The 17,160-nt window shown below is 59.5% G+C and carries 16 protein-coding genes; 5 read left to right on the top strand and 11 right to left on the bottom strand.

The window, feature by feature from the left end; genetic code table 11:
* Window positions 1-39: 39 nt before the first annotated feature.
* The 3 genes from DBP26_RS03630 to DBP26_RS03620 form a co-directional block, all read right to left on the bottom strand.
* Window positions 40-315 carry an HU family DNA-binding protein gene (locus tag DBP26_RS03630; RefSeq protein WP_108236217.1) on the bottom strand — a complete coding sequence of 92 codons (276 nt, stop codon included), beginning with the start codon at window positions 313-315 and terminating at the stop codon, window positions 40-42.
* Window positions 316-502: 187 nt separating this feature from the next.
* On the bottom strand, window positions 503-1,651 hold the full coding sequence (locus DBP26_RS03625) for an FAD-dependent oxidoreductase (protein ID WP_108236218.1): 1,149 nt from the start codon (window positions 1,649-1,651) through the stop codon (window positions 503-505).
* Window positions 1,652-1,682: 31 nt separating this feature from the next.
* A complete protein-coding gene (locus tag DBP26_RS03620; RefSeq protein WP_108236219.1) occupies window positions 1,683-1,850 on the bottom strand; it encodes a rubredoxin in 168 nt (55 codons plus the stop codon).
* Between the two features lie 216 nt (window positions 1,851-2,066).
* Between DBP26_RS03620 and DBP26_RS03615 the strand changes: the two genes are divergently transcribed.
* On the top strand, window positions 2,067-2,642 hold the full coding sequence (locus DBP26_RS03615; RefSeq protein ID WP_177411000.1) for a chorismate lyase: 576 nt from the start codon (window positions 2,067-2,069) through the stop codon (window positions 2,640-2,642).
* Entirely contained in the window at window positions 2,642-3,532 is an 891-nt protein-coding gene (gene ubiA, locus DBP26_RS03610; protein ID WP_108236220.1) for a 4-hydroxybenzoate octaprenyltransferase, read from the top strand. Before DBP26_RS03615 ends, ubiA begins: the two co-directional genes overlap by 1 nt.
* Window positions 3,533-3,566: 34 nt before the next feature.
* On the opposite strand, the gene DBP26_RS03605 is transcribed toward ubiA, so the two are convergent.
* The gene (locus tag DBP26_RS03605) at window positions 3,567-3,944 is read right to left on the bottom strand and encodes a hypothetical protein (protein WP_108236221.1); all 378 of its coding nucleotides are present in this window, start codon (window positions 3,942-3,944) and stop codon (window positions 3,567-3,569) included.
* A gap of 170 nt (window positions 3,945-4,114) precedes the next feature.
* Between DBP26_RS03605 and phoB the strand changes: the two genes are divergently transcribed.
* From phoB to DBP26_RS03590, 3 genes are all read left to right on the top strand, one after another.
* Entirely contained in the window at window positions 4,115-4,804 is a 690-nt protein-coding gene (gene phoB, locus DBP26_RS03600; RefSeq protein WP_062379821.1) for a phosphate regulon transcriptional regulator PhoB, read from the top strand.
* A gap of 51 nt (window positions 4,805-4,855) precedes the next feature.
* Window positions 4,856-6,157: a phosphate regulon sensor histidine kinase PhoR gene (gene phoR, locus DBP26_RS03595; protein WP_108236222.1), complete on the top strand. Its 1,302-nt coding sequence runs from the start codon at window positions 4,856-4,858 to the stop codon at window positions 6,155-6,157.
* Between the two features lie 99 nt (window positions 6,158-6,256).
* Window positions 6,257-7,597, top strand: a complete 1,341-nt coding sequence (locus DBP26_RS03590; protein WP_108236223.1) for a hemolysin family protein — start codon at window positions 6,257-6,259, stop codon at window positions 7,595-7,597.
* Window positions 7,598-7,906: 309 nt separating this feature from the next.
* On the opposite strand, the gene DBP26_RS03585 is transcribed toward DBP26_RS03590, so the two are convergent.
* The 7 genes from DBP26_RS03585 to DBP26_RS03555 form a co-directional block, all read right to left on the bottom strand.
* Window positions 7,907-8,815: a M23 family metallopeptidase gene (locus DBP26_RS03585; protein ID WP_108236224.1), complete on the bottom strand. Its 909-nt coding sequence runs from the start codon at window positions 8,813-8,815 to the stop codon at window positions 7,907-7,909.
* A gap of 212 nt (window positions 8,816-9,027) precedes the next feature.
* On the bottom strand, window positions 9,028-9,924 hold the full coding sequence (locus DBP26_RS03580; protein ID WP_108236225.1) for a response regulator: 897 nt from the start codon (window positions 9,922-9,924) through the stop codon (window positions 9,028-9,030).
* A gap of 183 nt (window positions 9,925-10,107) precedes the next feature.
* Window positions 10,108-10,866, bottom strand: a complete 759-nt coding sequence (gene phoU, locus DBP26_RS03575; RefSeq protein ID WP_108236226.1) for a phosphate signaling complex protein PhoU — start codon at window positions 10,864-10,866, stop codon at window positions 10,108-10,110.
* 54 nt (window positions 10,867-10,920) lie between these two features.
* Window positions 10,921-11,754: a phosphate ABC transporter ATP-binding protein PstB gene (pstB, locus tag DBP26_RS03570; protein ID WP_108236227.1), complete on the bottom strand. Its 834-nt coding sequence runs from the start codon at window positions 11,752-11,754 to the stop codon at window positions 10,921-10,923.
* Window positions 11,755-11,865: 111 nt separating this feature from the next.
* Window positions 11,866-13,536, bottom strand: a complete 1,671-nt coding sequence (gene pstA, locus DBP26_RS03565) for a phosphate ABC transporter permease PstA (protein WP_108236228.1) — start codon at window positions 13,534-13,536, stop codon at window positions 11,866-11,868.
* 11 nt (window positions 13,537-13,547) lie between these two features.
* The gene (locus tag DBP26_RS03560; protein WP_177410999.1) at window positions 13,548-15,833 is read right to left on the bottom strand and encodes an ABC transporter permease subunit; all 2,286 of its coding nucleotides are present in this window, start codon (window positions 15,831-15,833) and stop codon (window positions 13,548-13,550) included.
* A 183-nt stretch (window positions 15,834-16,016) separates the two neighbouring features.
* On the bottom strand, window positions 16,017-16,997 hold the full coding sequence (locus DBP26_RS03555) for a phosphate ABC transporter substrate-binding protein PstS family protein (RefSeq protein WP_108236229.1): 981 nt from the start codon (window positions 16,995-16,997) through the stop codon (window positions 16,017-16,019).
* Window positions 16,998-17,160: the final 163 nt, after the last annotated feature.

Raw genomic sequence — 17,160 nt, 5'->3', positions numbered from 1 at the left:
TGCGCACCGTTCGCCTTCCGCAAGGCGTCCGGTCCCAGATTATGGGTTGACGCTGTCTTTCAGAAATTTGCCGGGTTTGAAGGCGACGGTGTTGCTGGCCTTGATCTTGACCGGTTCACCCGTCTGGGGATTTTTCCCGGTGCGGGCGCCGCGATGGCGTTGCAGAAACGTACCGAAACCAACCAAGGTTACGCTGTCCTTTTTGTGCAGCGCATTGGTGATTTCGTCGAGGAGAGTGTTGAGAACGCGGTTGGCTTGTTCTTTGGTGAGATCTGCTTTTTCAGCAATGGCGGCTGCGAGTTCTGGTTTACGCATATGAAGCCTCTTTACGGTTTTTGTTTTTATGTCCCGCGCAGCCAGCAATAGGCTGCAAGCAGGTGCCGCGACGGCTCTACGTAGCGGCAGACCGGAATGAGGATGGCATGCCACCGAGCACGACGCCAGTGCAGGAGCGACGTTTATATCAACAAAAACGTGGCTTATCCGACAGAACGACATGCATTTACGCCAACAGCGGCGGCAGCACCTTGTTCAGCGCGAGTTTGTCCATCACAGCCGCGCCGGTGAGGGCGTATCCGAGCAGGTTTCCGTCCACATCGCGACACAGCGCCTTGATGTCGGCCCCCTGCCCTTCGACACTCCAGGCGCCCTCGCGGCCTTTTGGCACGGGCGAAACCACCAATGGGCAAACCGGGGTCTTTACGGTTACGGGCATCGGCCCGTACTTCACCGCTGTCGGGGTGCCAGTGAGCGTTTGCGCCAGCGCGCGGGCGCAACTCATCAGCGGCATGACGTACAGCAAATTGAGACCATCCACCTCGGCGCAATCACCTAGCGCATAGATGTTGGCGTGCGATGTTTTCAAATAACGGTCCACCACGACGCCTCGCGACGTTTCAAGGCCGGCGGCGGCTGCAAGGTCTACGCGCGGACGCAAGCCAACCGCCGAGACCACCAAATCGCAGCGCAGCACTTGGCCATCAGACAAGTGCGCCTCTAATCCTTCCTCGGTTCGTAACAGCCGACTCAACACCGGACCGAGGTGAAATCGCCCGCCGATGCTTTCCAGCCCGGCCTGAACCGCCGCCGCGGCTGCCGGGTGCAACAGGGTCGGCATGACCTGTTCACAGGGGGCGACAAGGTCCACCTGATAACCGCCAAGCATCAGGTCATTGGCGAACTCGCAACCGATCAATCCAACGCCGAGGATCAAGACCCGGCGCTTGCCCAGTGCAGCCAGACGGAAACGAGCGTAATCCTCAAGATCGTTGATCGGAAAAATCGCATCACTTGCATCGCCCTCCACCGGCACGCGCACGGTTTCAGCACCCCAAGCCAGCACCAGGTCGCGGTAATAAACGGCCTCTTCACCGATCCACAGTCGCTTGTGCCCTGGGTCGATCCCGCTCACTCGGGTGTGAGTCCGCACTTCAGCCTTCAGTTGATCGGCCATTGCCCCGGGCTCGGCCATGCTAAGGCCGTCGGCGTCCTTGCTCTTCCCGAAACCGGTGGACAACATGGGTTTGGAGTACGAACGACCATCATCGGCGGTGATCAGCAACAGCGGCGTCTCGCTGTCGAGTTTGCGAAATTCACGGGCCAGGTTGTATCCCGCCAGGCCAGTGCCAATGATCACCACAGGTGCGCTCATGCCGCTCTCCAGAGTCAGTAGGTCAATGAAATCAAGCGATTTCGATCATCTCGAAATCCATTTTTCCGACGCCACAGTCCGGGCATAGCCAGTCCTCGGGAACGTCTTCCCAGCGGGTTCCGGGGGCGATGCCGTCATCCGGCCAACCGTCGGCTTCGTTGTAAATCAGGCCACAGACAATGCATTGCCACTTTTTCATGGGTCGGTTCTCTCGGTTTCAGGCTATACGTGCCCAGCCGCACGGCTGTAACTCCTGGACAGAGCCCCGTATTTTTGACGACTGGGTCAGGGCGTTTTACTGACCGGCGGGCGTCTATGCAAGTTTCATCGACGCCGATGACCGTACCCGGTCGTCGGACCGCTTCGCCAATCGTGCTAAGCTCGCTGCCTCGATTGCCGCCGATATCTGCTCACTGTGATCCCGCGAAATCCTGCACCTACTTCGCCCGAATGGCTGTTGCGTGAGCAACTGATCGCCCCTCCCGCGCCTGTCGTGCTCGAATGGCTTTTCCATGAAGACTCCCTCACGCGCCGGCTGACGCGGCTTTCCAACGAGAGCTTCAGCGTCATGCCCTTGTTCGAGGGCTGGCAGCGCCTGCGTGCTGACGAATGCGCCGCATTGCAATTGCCCACAGGCAGCGAGGGTTGGGTCCGCGAGGTGTACCTGTTGGGGTGCGGCGAGAAATGGGTGTTCGCCCGCAGCGTCGCCGGGCGCGCCGCGTTGGCGCAGGATGGCCTGCACATGGACCAGCTCGGCACACGCTCGCTGGGCGAATGGCTGTTTAGTGAACGAGCTTTCGTGCGGGGGCCGTTGCAAGTCTGCCAATACCCCACGCGCTGGCTGCCCGATGCAGACGCTGGTGAGGAGCTGTGGGGGCGCCGTTCGTGTTTCCGCCGTGGGCCGCTGAGCATCCTGGTGGCCGAAGTGTTTTTGCCGACCGTCTGGCAGGTTATCGACCAGACGCCCCATGCTGCCAGGGAGCGCCGCTGATGTATCTGTCGCTGCTCAAATCCTTCAATCGCCTGCACCCTCGGGCGTGGGATTTTATTCAGTTGATGCGCCTCGAAAAGCCCATCGGCATCTACCTGCTGCTGTGGCCGACGCTCTGGGCATTGTGGATCGCAGGCAAGGGCTCGCCTTCGCTGGGCAATGTGCTGATTTTCGTGATCGGTGTCTTCCTGATGCGCGCCGCAGGCTGCGTGATCAACGATTTCGCCGACCGCAAGGTCGACGGTCATGTCAAACGCACCGAACAGCGCCCGCTGGTCAGCGGCAAGGTGACGTCGAAAGAAGCGCTGATTCTGTTTGCGCTGCTGGTAGGGCTGAGTTTCGGGCTGGTCCTGCTGACAAACGCGACCACGGTGTGGCTGTCGTTCGGCGGCCTCGCGTTGGCCGCGACCTATCCCTTCATGAAGCGCTACACCTATTACCCGCAAGTGGTGCTCGGCGCCGCGTTTTCCTGGGGCATGCCGATGGCGTTCACCGCGCAGGACGGCAACCTGCCTGCCGCAGCCTGGTTGTTGTACATCGCCAATTTGCTGTGGACCGTGGGTTACGACACGTACTATGCGATGACCGACCGCGAGGACGACCTCAAGATTGGCGTAAAGTCCACGGCGGTACTGTTCGGCGACGCTGACCGGGTGATCATTCTCACGCTGCAGGGATTGGCGCTGTTCTGCCTGATGCTGGCGGGTTCGCGGTTTGAACTGGGGTTATATTTCTTTCTCGGACTGGTGGTCGCTGCGGCCTGTTTCGTCTGGGAGTTCTGGTCAACCCGCGACAGGGATCCACACGCCTGCTTCCGGGCTTTCCTGCACAACCACTGGGCCGGCCTGGCGATTTTCGTCGGGATCGTCGTGGATTACGCGATGCGCTGACCCGTGAGGGCCAGCGCAGACGGCTCGAAGTGGATCAGGGTTTGGCAACGTGCCAGACATCGCCTTTGCCATCGCCGGACTTTTCTCCCGCAGCCTTGTCATTCTTGAAGGTGTACAGCGGCTTGCCTTTGTAGACCCACTGCGAGGCGCCGTCGTCACGCTTGATAATGGTCCAGTCTCCCTTGGCCTTGTCGCTGGCCTCAGCCACCAGCGGCGGCCAGTTCACCGCGCATTGGTCGTTGCAGACCGATTTACCGGCAGACGTATCCTTGTCGAAGGTGTAAAGCGTCATGCCTTTGCTGTCGACCAGCACGCCGTCTTTCGTTTCAGCTGGAGACGCGAACGCCATGCCGGATGAGGCCAGCGCAGCCGCCGTCAACAGGCCCAGGAGTGCAGTAGAAAGTTTTGCCATCGGTAGATCCTCTTTTGTTCGTCGTTGCTTCGACATTTCTTGTAGGACAGGGCCGATAGTCTAGCTGGAGCCCAGACTTCTCGCCTCATTCGCATTAACCTGTCACACGACTGCAATAATTCCGTTATCTAATGCGGCCCAAGACAGTTAAATGACATGAGGTTCGAGGCATGGTTGGCAGGAGCATTCTGATCGTCGACGACGAAGCGCCGATTCGCGAAATGATCGCCGTCGCACTGGAAATGGCCGGCTATGACTGCATGGAGGCGGAAAACTCTCAGCAAGCGCACGCCGTCATTGTCGACCGTAAACCCGACCTTATCCTGCTCGACTGGATGCTGCCCGGCACCTCCGGCATCGAGCTGGCGCGCCGACTCAAGCGTGACGAACTGACCGGCGACATCCCGATCATCATGCTGACGGCCAAGGGCGAAGAGGACAACAAGATCCAAGGCCTGGAAGTCGGCGCCGACGATTACATCACCAAACCCTTTTCCCCTCGCGAATTGGTCGCGCGCCTCAAGGCCGTGTTGCGGCGCGCAGGCCCCAACGACGGTGAGTCACCCATCGAAGTCGGCGGTTTGCTGCTCGACCCGATCAGCCATCGCGTCACCATCGACGGCAAGCCTGCGGAAATGGGCCCCACCGAGTATCGCCTGCTGCAGTTCTTCATGACCCACCAGGAACGCGCCTATACCCGCGGGCAATTGCTGGATCAGGTCTGGGGCGGCAACGTTTACGTCGAAGAGCGCACCGTCGATGTGCACATTCGTCGCCTGCGCAAAGCCCTCGGTGATGCCTACGAAAATCTGGTACAAACCGTCCGCGGTACTGGTTACCGTTTCTCCACCAAAAGCTGAACAGGCTTTTGGCGAAGGTCAGCATGACGCTGAAAGACAAGGACGCGTTAATTGAATCAAAACTGGCATGGCACCCTGATACGCCACCTGCTGCTGTTGGTCAGCGCCTCGCTGCTGGCCGGGCTTGTCAGCGGGCATTACGGCGGGTGCCTGGCGATCGGTCTGGGGCTGTACCTGGCCTGGACACTCAAGCAGCTGCTACGCCTGCATGAGTGGTTACGCCACCACACGCCCGATGAGCCACCGCCGGACGGCTATGGACTGTGGGGCGACGTTTTCGACAGCATCTACCATTTGCAACGGCGCGACCAACGCGTGCGCGGGCGCTTGCAGGCGGTCATTGATCGCGTTCAGGAATCGACCGCCGCACTCAGGGACGCTGTCATCATGCTCGACAGCGAAGGCAACCTCGAATGGTGGAACCGCGCCGCTGAAACGCTGCTGGGCCTGAAAACGCCACAAGATAGCGGCCAACCCGTGACCAATCTGGTGCGGCATCCACGCTTCAAAGAGTATTTCGAACAGGCCAATTACGCCGAGCCACTTGAAATTCCCTCACCTGCCAGCGACCGCATGCGCATTCAAATGCTGATCACGCGCTATGGCAACAACGAGCATCTCATGCTCGTGCGAGATGTGACGCGCTTGCATCAACTCGAACAGATGCGCAAAGACTTCGTCGCCAATGTATCTCACGAGCTCCGCACCCCGCTGACGGTCATCTGCGGCTACCTGGAGACGCTGCTGGACAACGTCGAAGAGGTGAACCCCCGCTGGAGTCGGGCGTTGCAACAGATGCAACAACAGGGTGAGCGCATGCAAACGTTGCTCAACGACTTGTTGCTGCTGGCCAAGCTCGAAGCCACTGACTACCCCTCCGACAACCACCCTGTTGCCATCGCCCCCCTGCTAAAGAGCATCACCCATGACGCTCAGGCGCTGTCAGGCAGCAAGAATCAGCAGATCACGCTGGCCATCGAAGATGAGGTGAGCCTCAAAGGCAGCGAGGCGGAATTACGCAGTGCCTTCTCCAACCTGATCTTCAACGCGGTGAAGTACACCCCCGCCGACGGCACGATCCGCATCCGCTGGTGGGCGGACGGGCGCGGAGCGCATTTGAGTGTGCAGGATTCAGGCATCGGCATCGACACCAAACACATACCTCGCTTGACCGAGCGCTTTTACCGGGTCGACTCCAGCCGCGCGTCCAACACTGGTGGCACCGGGTTGGGCCTGGCGATCGTCAAACACGTTCTGCTTCGTCATCGCGGCGCGCTGGAGATCAACAGCGTGCTCGGCAAAGGCAGCCTGTTTATCTGCAACTTCGCCCCTGCACAGATGACCAAACCCTAGCAATGGCGCTAGATACCCGCTAGATTGCGCTGCTTGGGCCCTCCATCCGTGAGGGCTTATTTCATCCTTATTTTGAAACGGAACCTGCAAAACTCCATCATGGACCCTTCCCCTGGTATCAACCTGGCTTCACTTTTTGCCGACTTCGGCATGATTCTCTTCGCAATGATTCTGGTCCTGCTCAACGGATTTTTCGTTGCCGCAGAGTTCGCCATGGTCAAACTGCGCTCCACCCGCGTGGAAGCCATCGCCGAGCAAAACGGCTGGCGGGGCCGCATTCTCCGGACGGTACATAACCAACTCGACGCCTATCTGTCGGCGTGCCAATTGGGTATCACCCTCGCGTCGCTGGGGCTTGGCTGGGTCGGTGAGCCCGCTTTCGCGCACCTGCTGGCACCGTTGCTGGAAGCCGCGGGCGTCATCTCGCCTGAAGTGATCAAAGGCGTATCGTTCTTCACAGCGTTCTTCGTCATCTCTTATCTGCACATCGTGGTCGGCGAGTTGGCTCCCAAATCCTGGGCGATCCGCAAGCCCGAGCTGCTGTCGCTGTGGACCGCTGTGCCGCTCTACCTGTTCTACTGGATCATGTACCCCGCCATTTACCTGCTCAACGCGAGTGCCAACGGCATTCTGCGCATCGCCGGCCAGGGTGAACCGGGGCCTCATCATGAGCACCACTACAGCCGCGAAGAGCTCAAGCTGATTCTGCACTCCAGCCGCGGCCAGGACCCCAGCGACCAAGGCATGCGTGTTCTGGCCTCCGCCGTGGAAATGGGCGAGCTGGAAGTGGTCGACTGGGCCAACTCTCGCGAAGACATGGTCATTCTTTATGCCGATGCGCCGCTCAAAGACATCTTGGCCATGTTCCGCCGCCATAAATTCAGCCGCTACCCCGTGTATGACTCGGAACGCGAGGAGTTCGTTGGGCTGTTGCATATCAAGGATTTGCTCCTCGAACTGGCGGCGCTCGATCACCTTCCCGAGTCGTTCAACCTGTCGGAGCTGACCCGCCCGCTGGAACGCGTGTCCAAACACATGCCTCTGTCCCGTCTTCTGGAACAATTCCGCCAAGGCAGTGCGCACTTCGCGCTGGTGGAAGAAGCGGACGGCAAAGTGATCGGCTACCTGACCATGGAAGACGTGCTCGAGGTGCTGGTCGGCGACATTCAGGACGAACACCGCAAGGCCGAGCGCGGCATCCTGGCCTATCAGCCTGGCAAACTGCTGGTGCGCGGCGACACCCCGCTGTTCAAGGTCGAGCGGTTGCTGGGCATCGACCTGGACCACGTCGAAGCCGAGACATTGGCGGGCCTGATCTACGACAGCCTCAAGCGTGTGCCTGAGGAAGAAGAAGTGATGGAAGTCGAAGGCCTGCGCATCATCATCAAAAAGATGAAAGGGCCGAAGATCGTGCTGGCGAAGGTGTTGAAGCTGGATTGAGGCAAGGCTTGTTGAAAATCTTTGCCAGCAGCCTTGCGATACGAGTAGCCATGCTCTCCAGCTGTTCGCCACCCCGGCCTTGATTGGGCCGCGGGTGAGGTCGGTGACGACGGCGGTCAGGAGCAGTGATACCAGCTGCTCTTGGCCGCGAGCCAGTTTGCGGACTGCTCGTTCGGTCCATTTCTGAATCTGTGCTGCGAAGCCGCCGCAGAGGGGCAGCCCCACCGGTTTCACACCAAAAGAAAGGTCGGATCAAATCAGGGCGGATTGCTGGGAAGAATCACTCATGCGAATACGTACAGCCTCGCCTCAATTCCCACCCACCGCAAAATTCGGCAGGCTCTGCACCGGCTGAGCGAATTCATACGGAATCGACTCCAGCGCAAGCCCCACGTTGCGCTGTACCACGAAGTGCAGATGCGGGCCGGTGCTGTTGCCGGTATTTCCCGAGCGGCCCAACGGCGTGCCTACTACCACCCGGTCTCCTTCCTTGACGCTGACAGAGCCCTGTTTCAGGTGCAGATAGACGCCCATCGTCCCGTCATCGTGAAGAATCCGCACGAAGTTGCCGGACGGATTGACCCCTCGGCCTGACTGGTTGTTCTCCGTTTTAATCACAGTCCCGCTCCGCGCGGCGATGATGGGCGTGCCCTCTGGCATGGCGATATCGATGGCGTAGCGGCTCTTGGCGCCCACATGGCTGTAGGCGCCGTTGGGGCCTTGGCTTATACGAAACGGCCCGCCAATCCAGGGCAGCGGATACCGATATCCCCCGCTGCTGTTCGCGATGCCCCGCACCGGATCTCCCATCGTCGAGCGCAGGCTGGGTTTGTAGGCCATGGCCTTGCTCGGGATCTGCGGGCTGAGGGCAATCAGGCGTTCGTTGCTGCGCGCAGGGAGGGTACGCCGGATGACTTGATCGGTGACACCTATGACGTTCTTGACGCCCGAGAGCCTGAGTTCCACCTCGACCGGCGCGTACAGATCGTTGCGCACGTAAAGGCTGTCCGTGCCCTTGGCCTTCCGGACACTCAAGCGCACTTGGCTGTCGATGCGCTCGACCATGCGCTCACGCAGCTTCATCACCTGCGCGCCGGGCACGGGATGGTCGGTAAACGAAACCACCCCATTGGCGTCGGTATATCGATAGATGGTGACGGCGGCGGCCGATTGCGCAGCCAGCAGGAATGCACACACCACCAGCAAGCGCTCTAACATCTGGATAGGCCTGGCGTTGGAGAACAATGGGCGCCAGCCTAACAGCGATACCGATGAAACGGGACTCAACCGTATCAATCGGTAATAGACGAAGCGTCAAGGAAATCGCGTCAGGGCCGGGCGCCTGGGGTTGTGCAAATTCTATGCAACGCAAAGGGGCGTCTGTCGCGGCAGTCTCCCTCGACAGTTCAGCCCCCTATGGATTCAGGCGCTTACGCGCCCGGAACGAAATGCTTCTGCGCAGTACCACGGGCAATCAGACGCGACAAGTAATCGAGCTTCTGGGTGTCTTGATCGACAAAGCGGAATGTCAGTTGCAACCAGTCGCTGTCCGGCTTCTGCTCAAACGCTGCAATCGCATGGAGGTAGCCGTTCAGGCGGGCCACTTCAGCGTTCTCTCCTTGCTCAAGATCCAGCACCGCACCATCGAGAATCTGTGGCAGGACTTCACCGCGACGCACGATGAGTAACGCCTCCTTGAGCGTCAGGGCCTTGATCACGCATTGCTGAGCGCCGCTGGGCAAGCGCAACTGACCTTGCCCTCTGCCAGTCGGGGCAGGGGCAGCTGCAGCGGGCGCAGGCGTGGGTTGGGGCTTGACCAAAGGTTGGGCAGCAGCGGCTGGAGTAGCGGACACCACTTCAGGACGATTACCTGTGAGCGCACCCAACGAATCGTTGGCAAATGCCGCAGTGGGGCGGGGCGCACTGCTCATCAGGGCGTCAAGTTTGCCGACTTTGTGCAGCGCTTTTTTCACCTTGGTCAGCAATTGTTCGTTGGTGAACGGCTTGCCAATGAAGTCGGAAACACCCGCCTGAATCGCTTGAATAACGTTTTCTTTGTCGCCACGACTGGTCACCATGATGAACGGCATGGTTTTCAGGCTTTCCTGCTGACGGCACCAGGTCAACAACTCGAGCCCGGACATCTCGGGCATTTCCCAATCGCAGAGCACCAGATCGAACGCTTCCTTGGTCAGCAGTATCTGAGCTTTGCGGCCATTGACCGCATCTTCCAAAGTGATGCCGGGAAAAGCGTTGCGCAGACCTTTCTTGACCAGATCGCGAATGAACGGCGCATCATCCACGACCAACACACTGACTTTACTCATCGACGCTCCTGATGGCGTGTTCACCGCAAATGGCGAGCATATCGCTGGCTGGTGGCCAACTGCCAAATTGTTTGACGACACCGGGACATTGTATTCGCGGGTGACTGAAAAATAGGGAGGCCAGACCGGCTGGCTGCCCAAAAAAAAGCCCGGCGTTCGCCAGGCGTTTTTTCTCAGGCAATATTACTTATCGTCAGGCGAGTCTGGAACATTAGGCATTTCTGCAGACAGCCCTTTGACTTCTTCCTGCATGCGCTTGAGGCCCAGGTGGCGCACATCGGTACCCCGCACCAAATAGATCACGAGCTCAGCGATGTTGCGCGCATGGTCGCCAATACGTTCCAGTGAACGCAGTGCCCAGATCACATTCAGCACGCGTGAAATCGAACGGGGGTCTTCCATCATGTACGTGACCAGTTCACGCAGGGCTGTCTTGTACTCGCGGTCGATGTTTTTGTCATATTGCGCTACCGCCAGGGCGAGGTCCGCGTCGAAGCGGGCGAACGAGTCAAGCGCGTCACGCACCATCTTGCTGACCTGATCACTGATGTGGCGGACCTCCACGTACCCCCGCGGCGATTCACCTTCCTCGCACAATTGAATGGCGCGACGGGCGATCTTGGTGGATTCGTCTCCGATGCGCTCCAGATCGATGACCGACTTGGAAATGCTGATGATCAGGCGCAGATCCGAGGCCGCGGGTTGGCGGCGAGCCAGAATGCGCAAGCACTCTTCATCGATGTTACGTTCCATCTGGTTGATGCGATCGTCGACTTCACGAACCCGCTGGGCCAACCCCGAGTCGGCTTCGATCAGTGCGGTCACGGCATCGTTGACCTGCTTCTCGACCAGCCCCCCCATTTCCAGCAGGTGGCTGCGAACGTCTTCCAGCTCAGCGTTGAACTGCTGGGAGATGTGATGTGTATGGCTGTCTTTGATCATGCTGGGTGTCCGTCCGATTGATTGCGCGGTGGTTCAGGGCTGACGAAGCACGTGCTAGCCGTAACGACCGGTTATGTAGTCTTCAGTCTGCTTTTTGGTCGGATTGGTGAACAGCGTATCGGTGTCCCCAAACTCGACTACCTTGCCCATGTGCATGAAAGCGGTGTAATCCGATACACGCGCCGCCTGCTGCATGTTGTGGGTAACGATCACAATGGTGTATCTGGATTTCAGTTCGTAGATCAGCTCTTCGACTTTTAACGTCGAGATCGGGTCGAGCGCGGAGCACGGCTCATCCAACAGCAGGACTTCAGGCTCGACGGCGATGGTGCGTGCGATCACCAGGCGTTGCTGCTGACCACCGGAAAGTCCAAGGGCCGACTCGTGGAGGCGGTCTTTGACCTCCTCCCAGAGGGCCGCGCCCTTCAACGCCCACTCGACCGCTTCATCCAAAGGGCGCTTTTTGTTGATGCCCTGAATGCGCAAGCCATAGACGACGTTTTCATAAATCGTTTTTGGAAAGGGGTTCGGCTTCTGGAACACCATGCCCACGCGACGACGCAACTCGGCAACATCTTCGCCCTTGGTGTTGATGTCACGCCCTTCGAGGCGAATTTCGCCTTGCACACGGCAACCGTCCACCAGATCGTTCATGCGGTTGAAGGTGCGCAGCAAGGTTGATTTGCCGCAGCCAGAGGGGCCGATGAACGAGGTCACGCGCCGTTTCGGAATGTTCATCCGAATATCGAAGAGTGCCTGCTTGTCGCCGTAGAACAGGTCAAGGCCGGGCACTTCCAACGCGATGTCCTCGCCGGCGAAGTCCTGTCCCTGACGCTTGCGCCCCATGGCCGATAGGTTCACGCCGTGCGTCTGTGGATCTTTCTGCATCTCTATCTCGCTTCGGTCTTTGCGGCACGTTTCAAGCCGCAAGGTGCACGTTCGGAAAAGCACGGAGCGGCGTTGAGCTTGCCGCCTGAAGTTTGTCGCTCGCCGCTGCTTCTAGCCGTCCAGCGCACGGTATTTTTCACGGAGCCGGTTGCGAAGCGTCACCGCCGACAGGTTCAGCAGGGCGATCACCAGCACCAACAACAGCGCAGTGGCATACACCAGCGGCCGCGCGGCTTCGACGTTGGGGCTCTGGAAGCCCACGTCGTAGATATGAAAGCCCAAGTGCATGATCTTTTGGTCGAGGTGCAAGTAAGGATAATGACCATCCACCGGAAGGGATGGCGCCAGCTTGACCACCCCTACCAGCATCAGCGGCGCCACTTCACCGGCGGCGCGGGCAACCGCCAGAATCAAGCCGGTCATCATGGCGGGGCTGGCCATGGGCAGCACGATTTTCCAAAGCGTTTCAGCCTGGGTTGCGCCGAGGGCCAGCGAACCTTCACGCAAGGACAAGGGAATACGGGCCAAGCCCTCTTCGGTGGCCACGATCACCACCGGCACCGCGAGCAAGGCCAAGGTCAGCGACGCCCACAGCAGGCCGGGCGTGCCGAAGGTCGGTGCCGGCAACGCTTCAGGGAAGAACAGCTGATCCAACGAGCCGCCGAGTACGTAGACAAAAAAGCCCAGGCCGAAGACGCCGTAGACGATGGCCGGCACGCCCGCGAGGTTGTTCACGGCGATGCGGATCAGCCGCGTCACCGGCCCTTGCCGCGCATACTCACGCAGATAGACTGCCGCCAGCACGCCGAACGGAGTGACGACCACGGCCATGATCAACGTCATCATGACGGTCCCGAAGATCGCCGGGAAAATGCCACCCTCGGTGTTGGCCTCGCGCGGATCGTCGCTGAGGAACTCCCCCAACTTCATGAAGTAGAAGCCTAGCTTTGATGTCACGCTCATCGCGTTGGGTCGATAGGCGTGAACGACTTTGCCAAGGTTGATTTCGACTTCCCTGCCGCTGGCATCCCGCGCCGTCAGGCTGTCGCGCCCGACCTCGGCGCGCAATGCGCTCAAGCGGGACTCGACCTGCTTGTAGTGCGCCTCGTATTCGGCGCGCTCGGCCGCCATGTCAGCTTGTGCTTCGGGTCCTAGCTGGCCGTCGAGCTCCAGCTTGCGCGCTCGCAGGCGCAGCCGTTCGATACCGTGGTTGATGGCACCGATGTCCGTCTTCTCGAGACCGCCGAGTTCCTCGGAAATGCGCTGTGCACGTTGAAGACGCGCCTGAAGTTGCGGCCATGCGGCGTCACCGTCGGCGACAACGTGGCCACTTTCTTTTACGTTGACCAGGTAGCCGTAGAAATTGCCCCATTCGCGCCGTTCGAGTGTCATCACGTCGGCAGGCGTGCTTTGCTCCGTCAGCCACTCCCCCACGACCCAGTTGAAATCGCTGGGATTGAGATCGCGGTTACCGACTTTGAACAAGTCTCGTGTCATGAACTCCGGGCCCTGGTCAGGCACGGGCAGCCCGGCACTCTTCAAGCGTTCGCGCGGCACCTCTTCGGTCTGCACCCACTCCCCCACCAGCTTCTGAGGTGCCTGACCCGGCACCGCATAGGTGGCGGAGAGTACGTCTGCCGGCCAGAAGTGCCCAAGCCCCCGCACGGCAATGATGGCCAGCAAACCGATCGTCATGATGACCGCGATCGATACGGCACCCGCGCTGATCCACACACCGGGGGCGCCACTTTTGAACCAGGTCTTGAGGGAGGTCTTTTTCATCTGTACCTGCCCTAGAAAGACGAATACTGCTTGCGCAAGCGCTGACGAATCAGCTCTGCCAAGGTGTTCATGACAAAGGTGAACGTCAGCAGGACCAGCGCAGCGAGGAACAACACCCGATAATGGCTGCCGCCGACTTCCGATTCCGGCATCTCCACCGCGACGTTAGCCGCTAGAGTGCGCATGCCTTCGAACAGGCTCATATCCATGATCGGGGTGTTGCCCGTGGCCATGAGCACAATCATGGTTTCGCCCACGGCGCGGCCCATACCGATCATCAGCGCCGAAAAAATACCCGGGCTGGCGGTGAGGATCACCACCCGCATCAGCGTCTGCCAAGGTGTCGCACCCAACGCCAGCGAGCCATGGGTCAAACTGCGTGGCACGCTGAATACGGCATCTTCGGCAATCGAATAGATGTTGGGGATGACAGCAAAACCCATGGCAAGACCAACCACCAGGGCGTTGCGCTGGTCATAAGGGATGTCCAAATAGTGCGTGATCCACGAGCGCATGTCGCCATCGAAGAACCAGTTCTCCAAGTGCGAACTCATGCTCAGTGACAACCAGCCCACCAGCAGAATGACCGGAATCAGAATCGCACTTTCCCACCCGTCGGGGACACGCAGGCGAATTGAATCGGGCAAACGCGACCAGAGAAACCCCGCCACCACGATACCGATGGGCGTGAAGATCAAAAGGCTGAAGATGCCCGGCAGGTGCCCCTCGATGTAGGGCGCCAGGAACAAGCCGGCGAAGAAGCCAAGGATGACCGTCGGCATGGCTTCCATCAGTTCGATTACCGGTTTGACTTTGCGGCGCATGCCCGGCGCCATGAAATACGCCGTGTAGATCGCCGCCGCCACGGCCAGCGGAGCCGCGACCAGCATGGCGTAGAGCGCAGCTTTCAGCGTGCCATAGGTCAGCGGTGCGAGGCTGAGTTTTGGCTCGAAGTCACTGCTCGAAGCCGTGGATTGCCAGATGTACTTGGGCTCGTCGTAATTCTCGTACCAGACCTTGTCCCACAACGCACTCCAAGAGATTTCCGGATGCGGGTTTTTCAGGGTCAGAGGCAGCAACTTGCCGCCGTCTTCGACCAAGACGCGGTCTGCACGAGGGGACAGCGCCATGATCGCCGGCCCGCTTGCTACCGGCTCGATCAACAGCGTGCGGTGGGCAGTACTGTGAAACACGCCGAGCCTGCCAGAGGTGTCCATGGCGATGAAGCCTTTGCGACGCTGTTCAGCGACGATCTGCGCGATCGGCGCGCCGCTCATCTTGAAATCCCGGATGTGTTGCAGGCGCATTTCGCCGTCCACATCACGCGCCATGAACCACTGAGCAATGTTGCCTCTGGAATTGCCGATCATCAGCGAGATACCACCGACCAACTGGGCGCTGGCCGTGGTCTCGGCACTGGCATCCTCGAGCAGCTTGTAGCGCCCGTTGAGGGTACGGTCCTCGAGGCTGAAGACATCGGCTTGAGCGCGCCCATTGATGACATACAGCCATTGCTGACGCGCATCGATGTAGATCGCCTTGACCGTTGACGAGAGTTGCGGAAGGTCGATTCGGCTTTGACGATGGGCCGATTCACCGGTCAGGGGATTTTCGGTCTGTGTCAGCGACCGCACGTGCAGTTCGGCACCGGTCGCGCCTGCGAGCATCAGCGTGGTGTCGCTCGCGTTGAGGCTGACGTGTTCCAGCGCACGCCCCTGCGCATCGAGCGTGATCGGGGTTTCGCCATATGGGAAGGTCACAGCCGGGGTGATGGTTTTCTTGTTCTCGGGGTAGCTGATCGGGTAACCGTGCTTGAACACGAGCACTCGGCCATCGGACAACCCAACCGCCACCAATGCCTTGCCCGGCTGATCCTGGGCCACAGAGGTTGCGTGTACCCCGGTGGGGATCGGCAATCGCACGCGGGAAAGCTCACTGCCATCCCGGGTGTCGAAGAACAGGACATCACCCTTGTCAGAGACTCGCATGCCGACCAGATTCTGCTCTTCGAGCGTCAGCAGCATCGCTGTGCCGGCGCCGTGTTCCCAAGCTGGGCTTTGCGCCGTCGATGCAGTCAGTGTCGCGCCCTGGAAAAGCGGCAGCACCACGTAGGCCAGATAAAAGAAGATCAACGTGATCGCCGCAAGAACGGCCAGGCCACCCAGCAGGACGTACCAGCGCGTCAGACGGTCCTTGAGCGCACGGATACGACGCCTGCGTTGCATCTGCGGCGTATTGAAATCAATACGCTCAGGTGGGGACTTCTCGATCATCGATGAATTGGCCAAATCATTCATGCGCACACCCTAGCGGCAATGTATGACAGATACATGACAGCATGGTGACGCAAAAAAGCCCGTCGCCCCGGAACCGTGGCAACGGACTGCTCATATTTCGCAAGCCTCGATCCGTAAGGCCCTCTACTCCATGCAGGACGAACCTCTCGCCCTGCATCCGGGTTGTCCAGGCAGCGATGCGCGCTACCGTTTTTGTAGCCCCAGATCAGCCAGCGTCTTGTCGACAACCTTGGCTGGTAGAGGAATGTACCCGTCTTTCATGACAACTTCCTGACCTTGTCGGGACAAAACCAGTTTGACGAACTCCGCTTCCAGCGGGTTCAGCGGTAAGTTAGGGGCCTTGTTGACGTAGACATAAAGAAAGCGCGCCAGCGGATAAGTCCCATTGAGCGCATTGGCTTCGTTGTCCTCGATGTAGGTATCGCCTTGCTTGCGCGCCAGCGGTACGGTTCGCACGCTGGAGGTTTTGTACCCGATACCGGCGTAACCGATCCCGTTCAACGAGTTGCTGATCGAACTGACCACCGAGGCGGAGCCTGGCTGCTCGTTGACATTGGGTTTGAAATCGCCCTTACACAGCGCAGCCTCCTTGAAGTACCCATAGGTACCCGACACTGAGTTACGGCCAAACAGCTGAATCGACTTGCCTGCCAGGTCGCCGGTCACTCCCACGTCTGCCCACGTCTTGGCCTCGGCCTTGGCGCCGCACAGGCGCGTGGCCGAGAAGATGGCGTCCACTTGCTGCAACGTGAGGCCTTTGATGGGGTTGTCCTTGTGTACGAAGATCGCCAATGCATCTACTGCCACAGGAATGGCCGTGGGTTTGTAGCCGTATTTCTGCTCGAAGGCCGATACTTCGCCATCTTTCATTTTGCGACTCATGGGCCCGAGCGTCGCGGTTCCCTCGGTCAGCGCGGGGGGTGCCGTCGATGAGCCGGCGGCTTGAATCTGAATATTCACCGCGGGATATTCCTGCTTATAAGCTTCAGCCCACATCGTCATCAGGTTGGCCAATGTATCGGAACCGACGCTGGACAGGTTGCCCGACACTCCGGAGGCTCTTTTATAGGAACTGATCGCGGGATCCACTGCGGCGCTCGTATGAACGGCTGCCAAACTGGCTGCAAGGAGGCTGATTGCAGCCATCATACGTTTGAGTCTCATGCCGGCTCCTGGCGAAGTTTCAGGTGGGCCCGATGGAGGGCCATGTGACCACTCTATGACCAGATTGTGACAGGCATATGAATGAGTCATCAGGCGCGCTCGCCATCCATTCTGACCCTGCAGTCAGTCAGCGATGGCTATTCAGCGCACGTTTGCTCGACGC

It is taken from the genome of Pseudomonas sp. RIT409 (assembly GCF_003052515.2).
Taxonomy (GTDB): Bacteria; Pseudomonadota; Gammaproteobacteria; order Pseudomonadales; family Pseudomonadaceae; genus Aquipseudomonas.
The sequence above is the reverse complement of the archived record's forward strand: the minus strand, read 5'-3'. Positions and strand labels throughout refer to the sequence as shown.

Excerpts from the sequence above, each read along its gene's own strand:
- DBP26_RS03630 (WP_108236217.1), bottom strand. The coding sequence starts at position 315 with ATGCGTAAACCAGAACTCGCAGCCGCCATTGCTGAAAAAGCAGATCTC.
- DBP26_RS03625 (WP_108236218.1), bottom strand. The coding sequence starts at position 1,651 with ATGAGCGCACCTGTGGTGATCATTGGCACTGGCCTGGCGGGATACAAC.
- DBP26_RS03620 (WP_108236219.1), bottom strand. The coding sequence starts at position 1,850 with ATGAAAAAGTGGCAATGCATTGTCTGTGGCCTGATTTACAACGAAGCC.
- ubiA (WP_108236220.1), top strand. The coding sequence starts at position 2,642 with ATGTATCTGTCGCTGCTCAAATCCTTCAATCGCCTGCACCCTCGGGCG.
- DBP26_RS03605 (WP_108236221.1), bottom strand. The coding sequence starts at position 3,944 with ATGGCAAAACTTTCTACTGCACTCCTGGGCCTGTTGACGGCGGCTGCG.
- phoB (WP_062379821.1), top strand. The coding sequence starts at position 4,115 with ATGGTTGGCAGGAGCATTCTGATCGTCGACGACGAAGCGCCGATTCGC.
- DBP26_RS03590 (WP_108236223.1), top strand. The coding sequence starts at position 6,257 with ATGGACCCTTCCCCTGGTATCAACCTGGCTTCACTTTTTGCCGACTTC.
- DBP26_RS03585 (WP_108236224.1), bottom strand. The coding sequence starts at position 8,815 with ATGTTAGAGCGCTTGCTGGTGGTGTGTGCATTCCTGCTGGCTGCGCAA.
- DBP26_RS03580 (WP_108236225.1), bottom strand. The coding sequence starts at position 9,924 with ATGAGTAAAGTCAGTGTGTTGGTCGTGGATGATGCGCCGTTCATTCGC.
- phoU (WP_108236226.1), bottom strand. The coding sequence starts at position 10,866 with ATGATCAAAGACAGCCATACACATCACATCTCCCAGCAGTTCAACGCT.
- pstB (WP_108236227.1), bottom strand. The coding sequence starts at position 11,754 with ATGCAGAAAGATCCACAGACGCACGGCGTGAACCTATCGGCCATGGGG.
- pstA (WP_108236228.1), bottom strand. The coding sequence starts at position 13,536 with ATGAAAAAGACCTCCCTCAAGACCTGGTTCAAAAGTGGCGCCCCCGGT.
- DBP26_RS03560 (WP_177410999.1), bottom strand. The coding sequence starts at position 15,833 with ATGAATGATTTGGCCAATTCATCGATGATCGAGAAGTCCCCACCTGAG.
- DBP26_RS03555 (WP_108236229.1), bottom strand. The coding sequence starts at position 16,997 with ATGAGACTCAAACGTATGATGGCTGCAATCAGCCTCCTTGCAGCCAGT.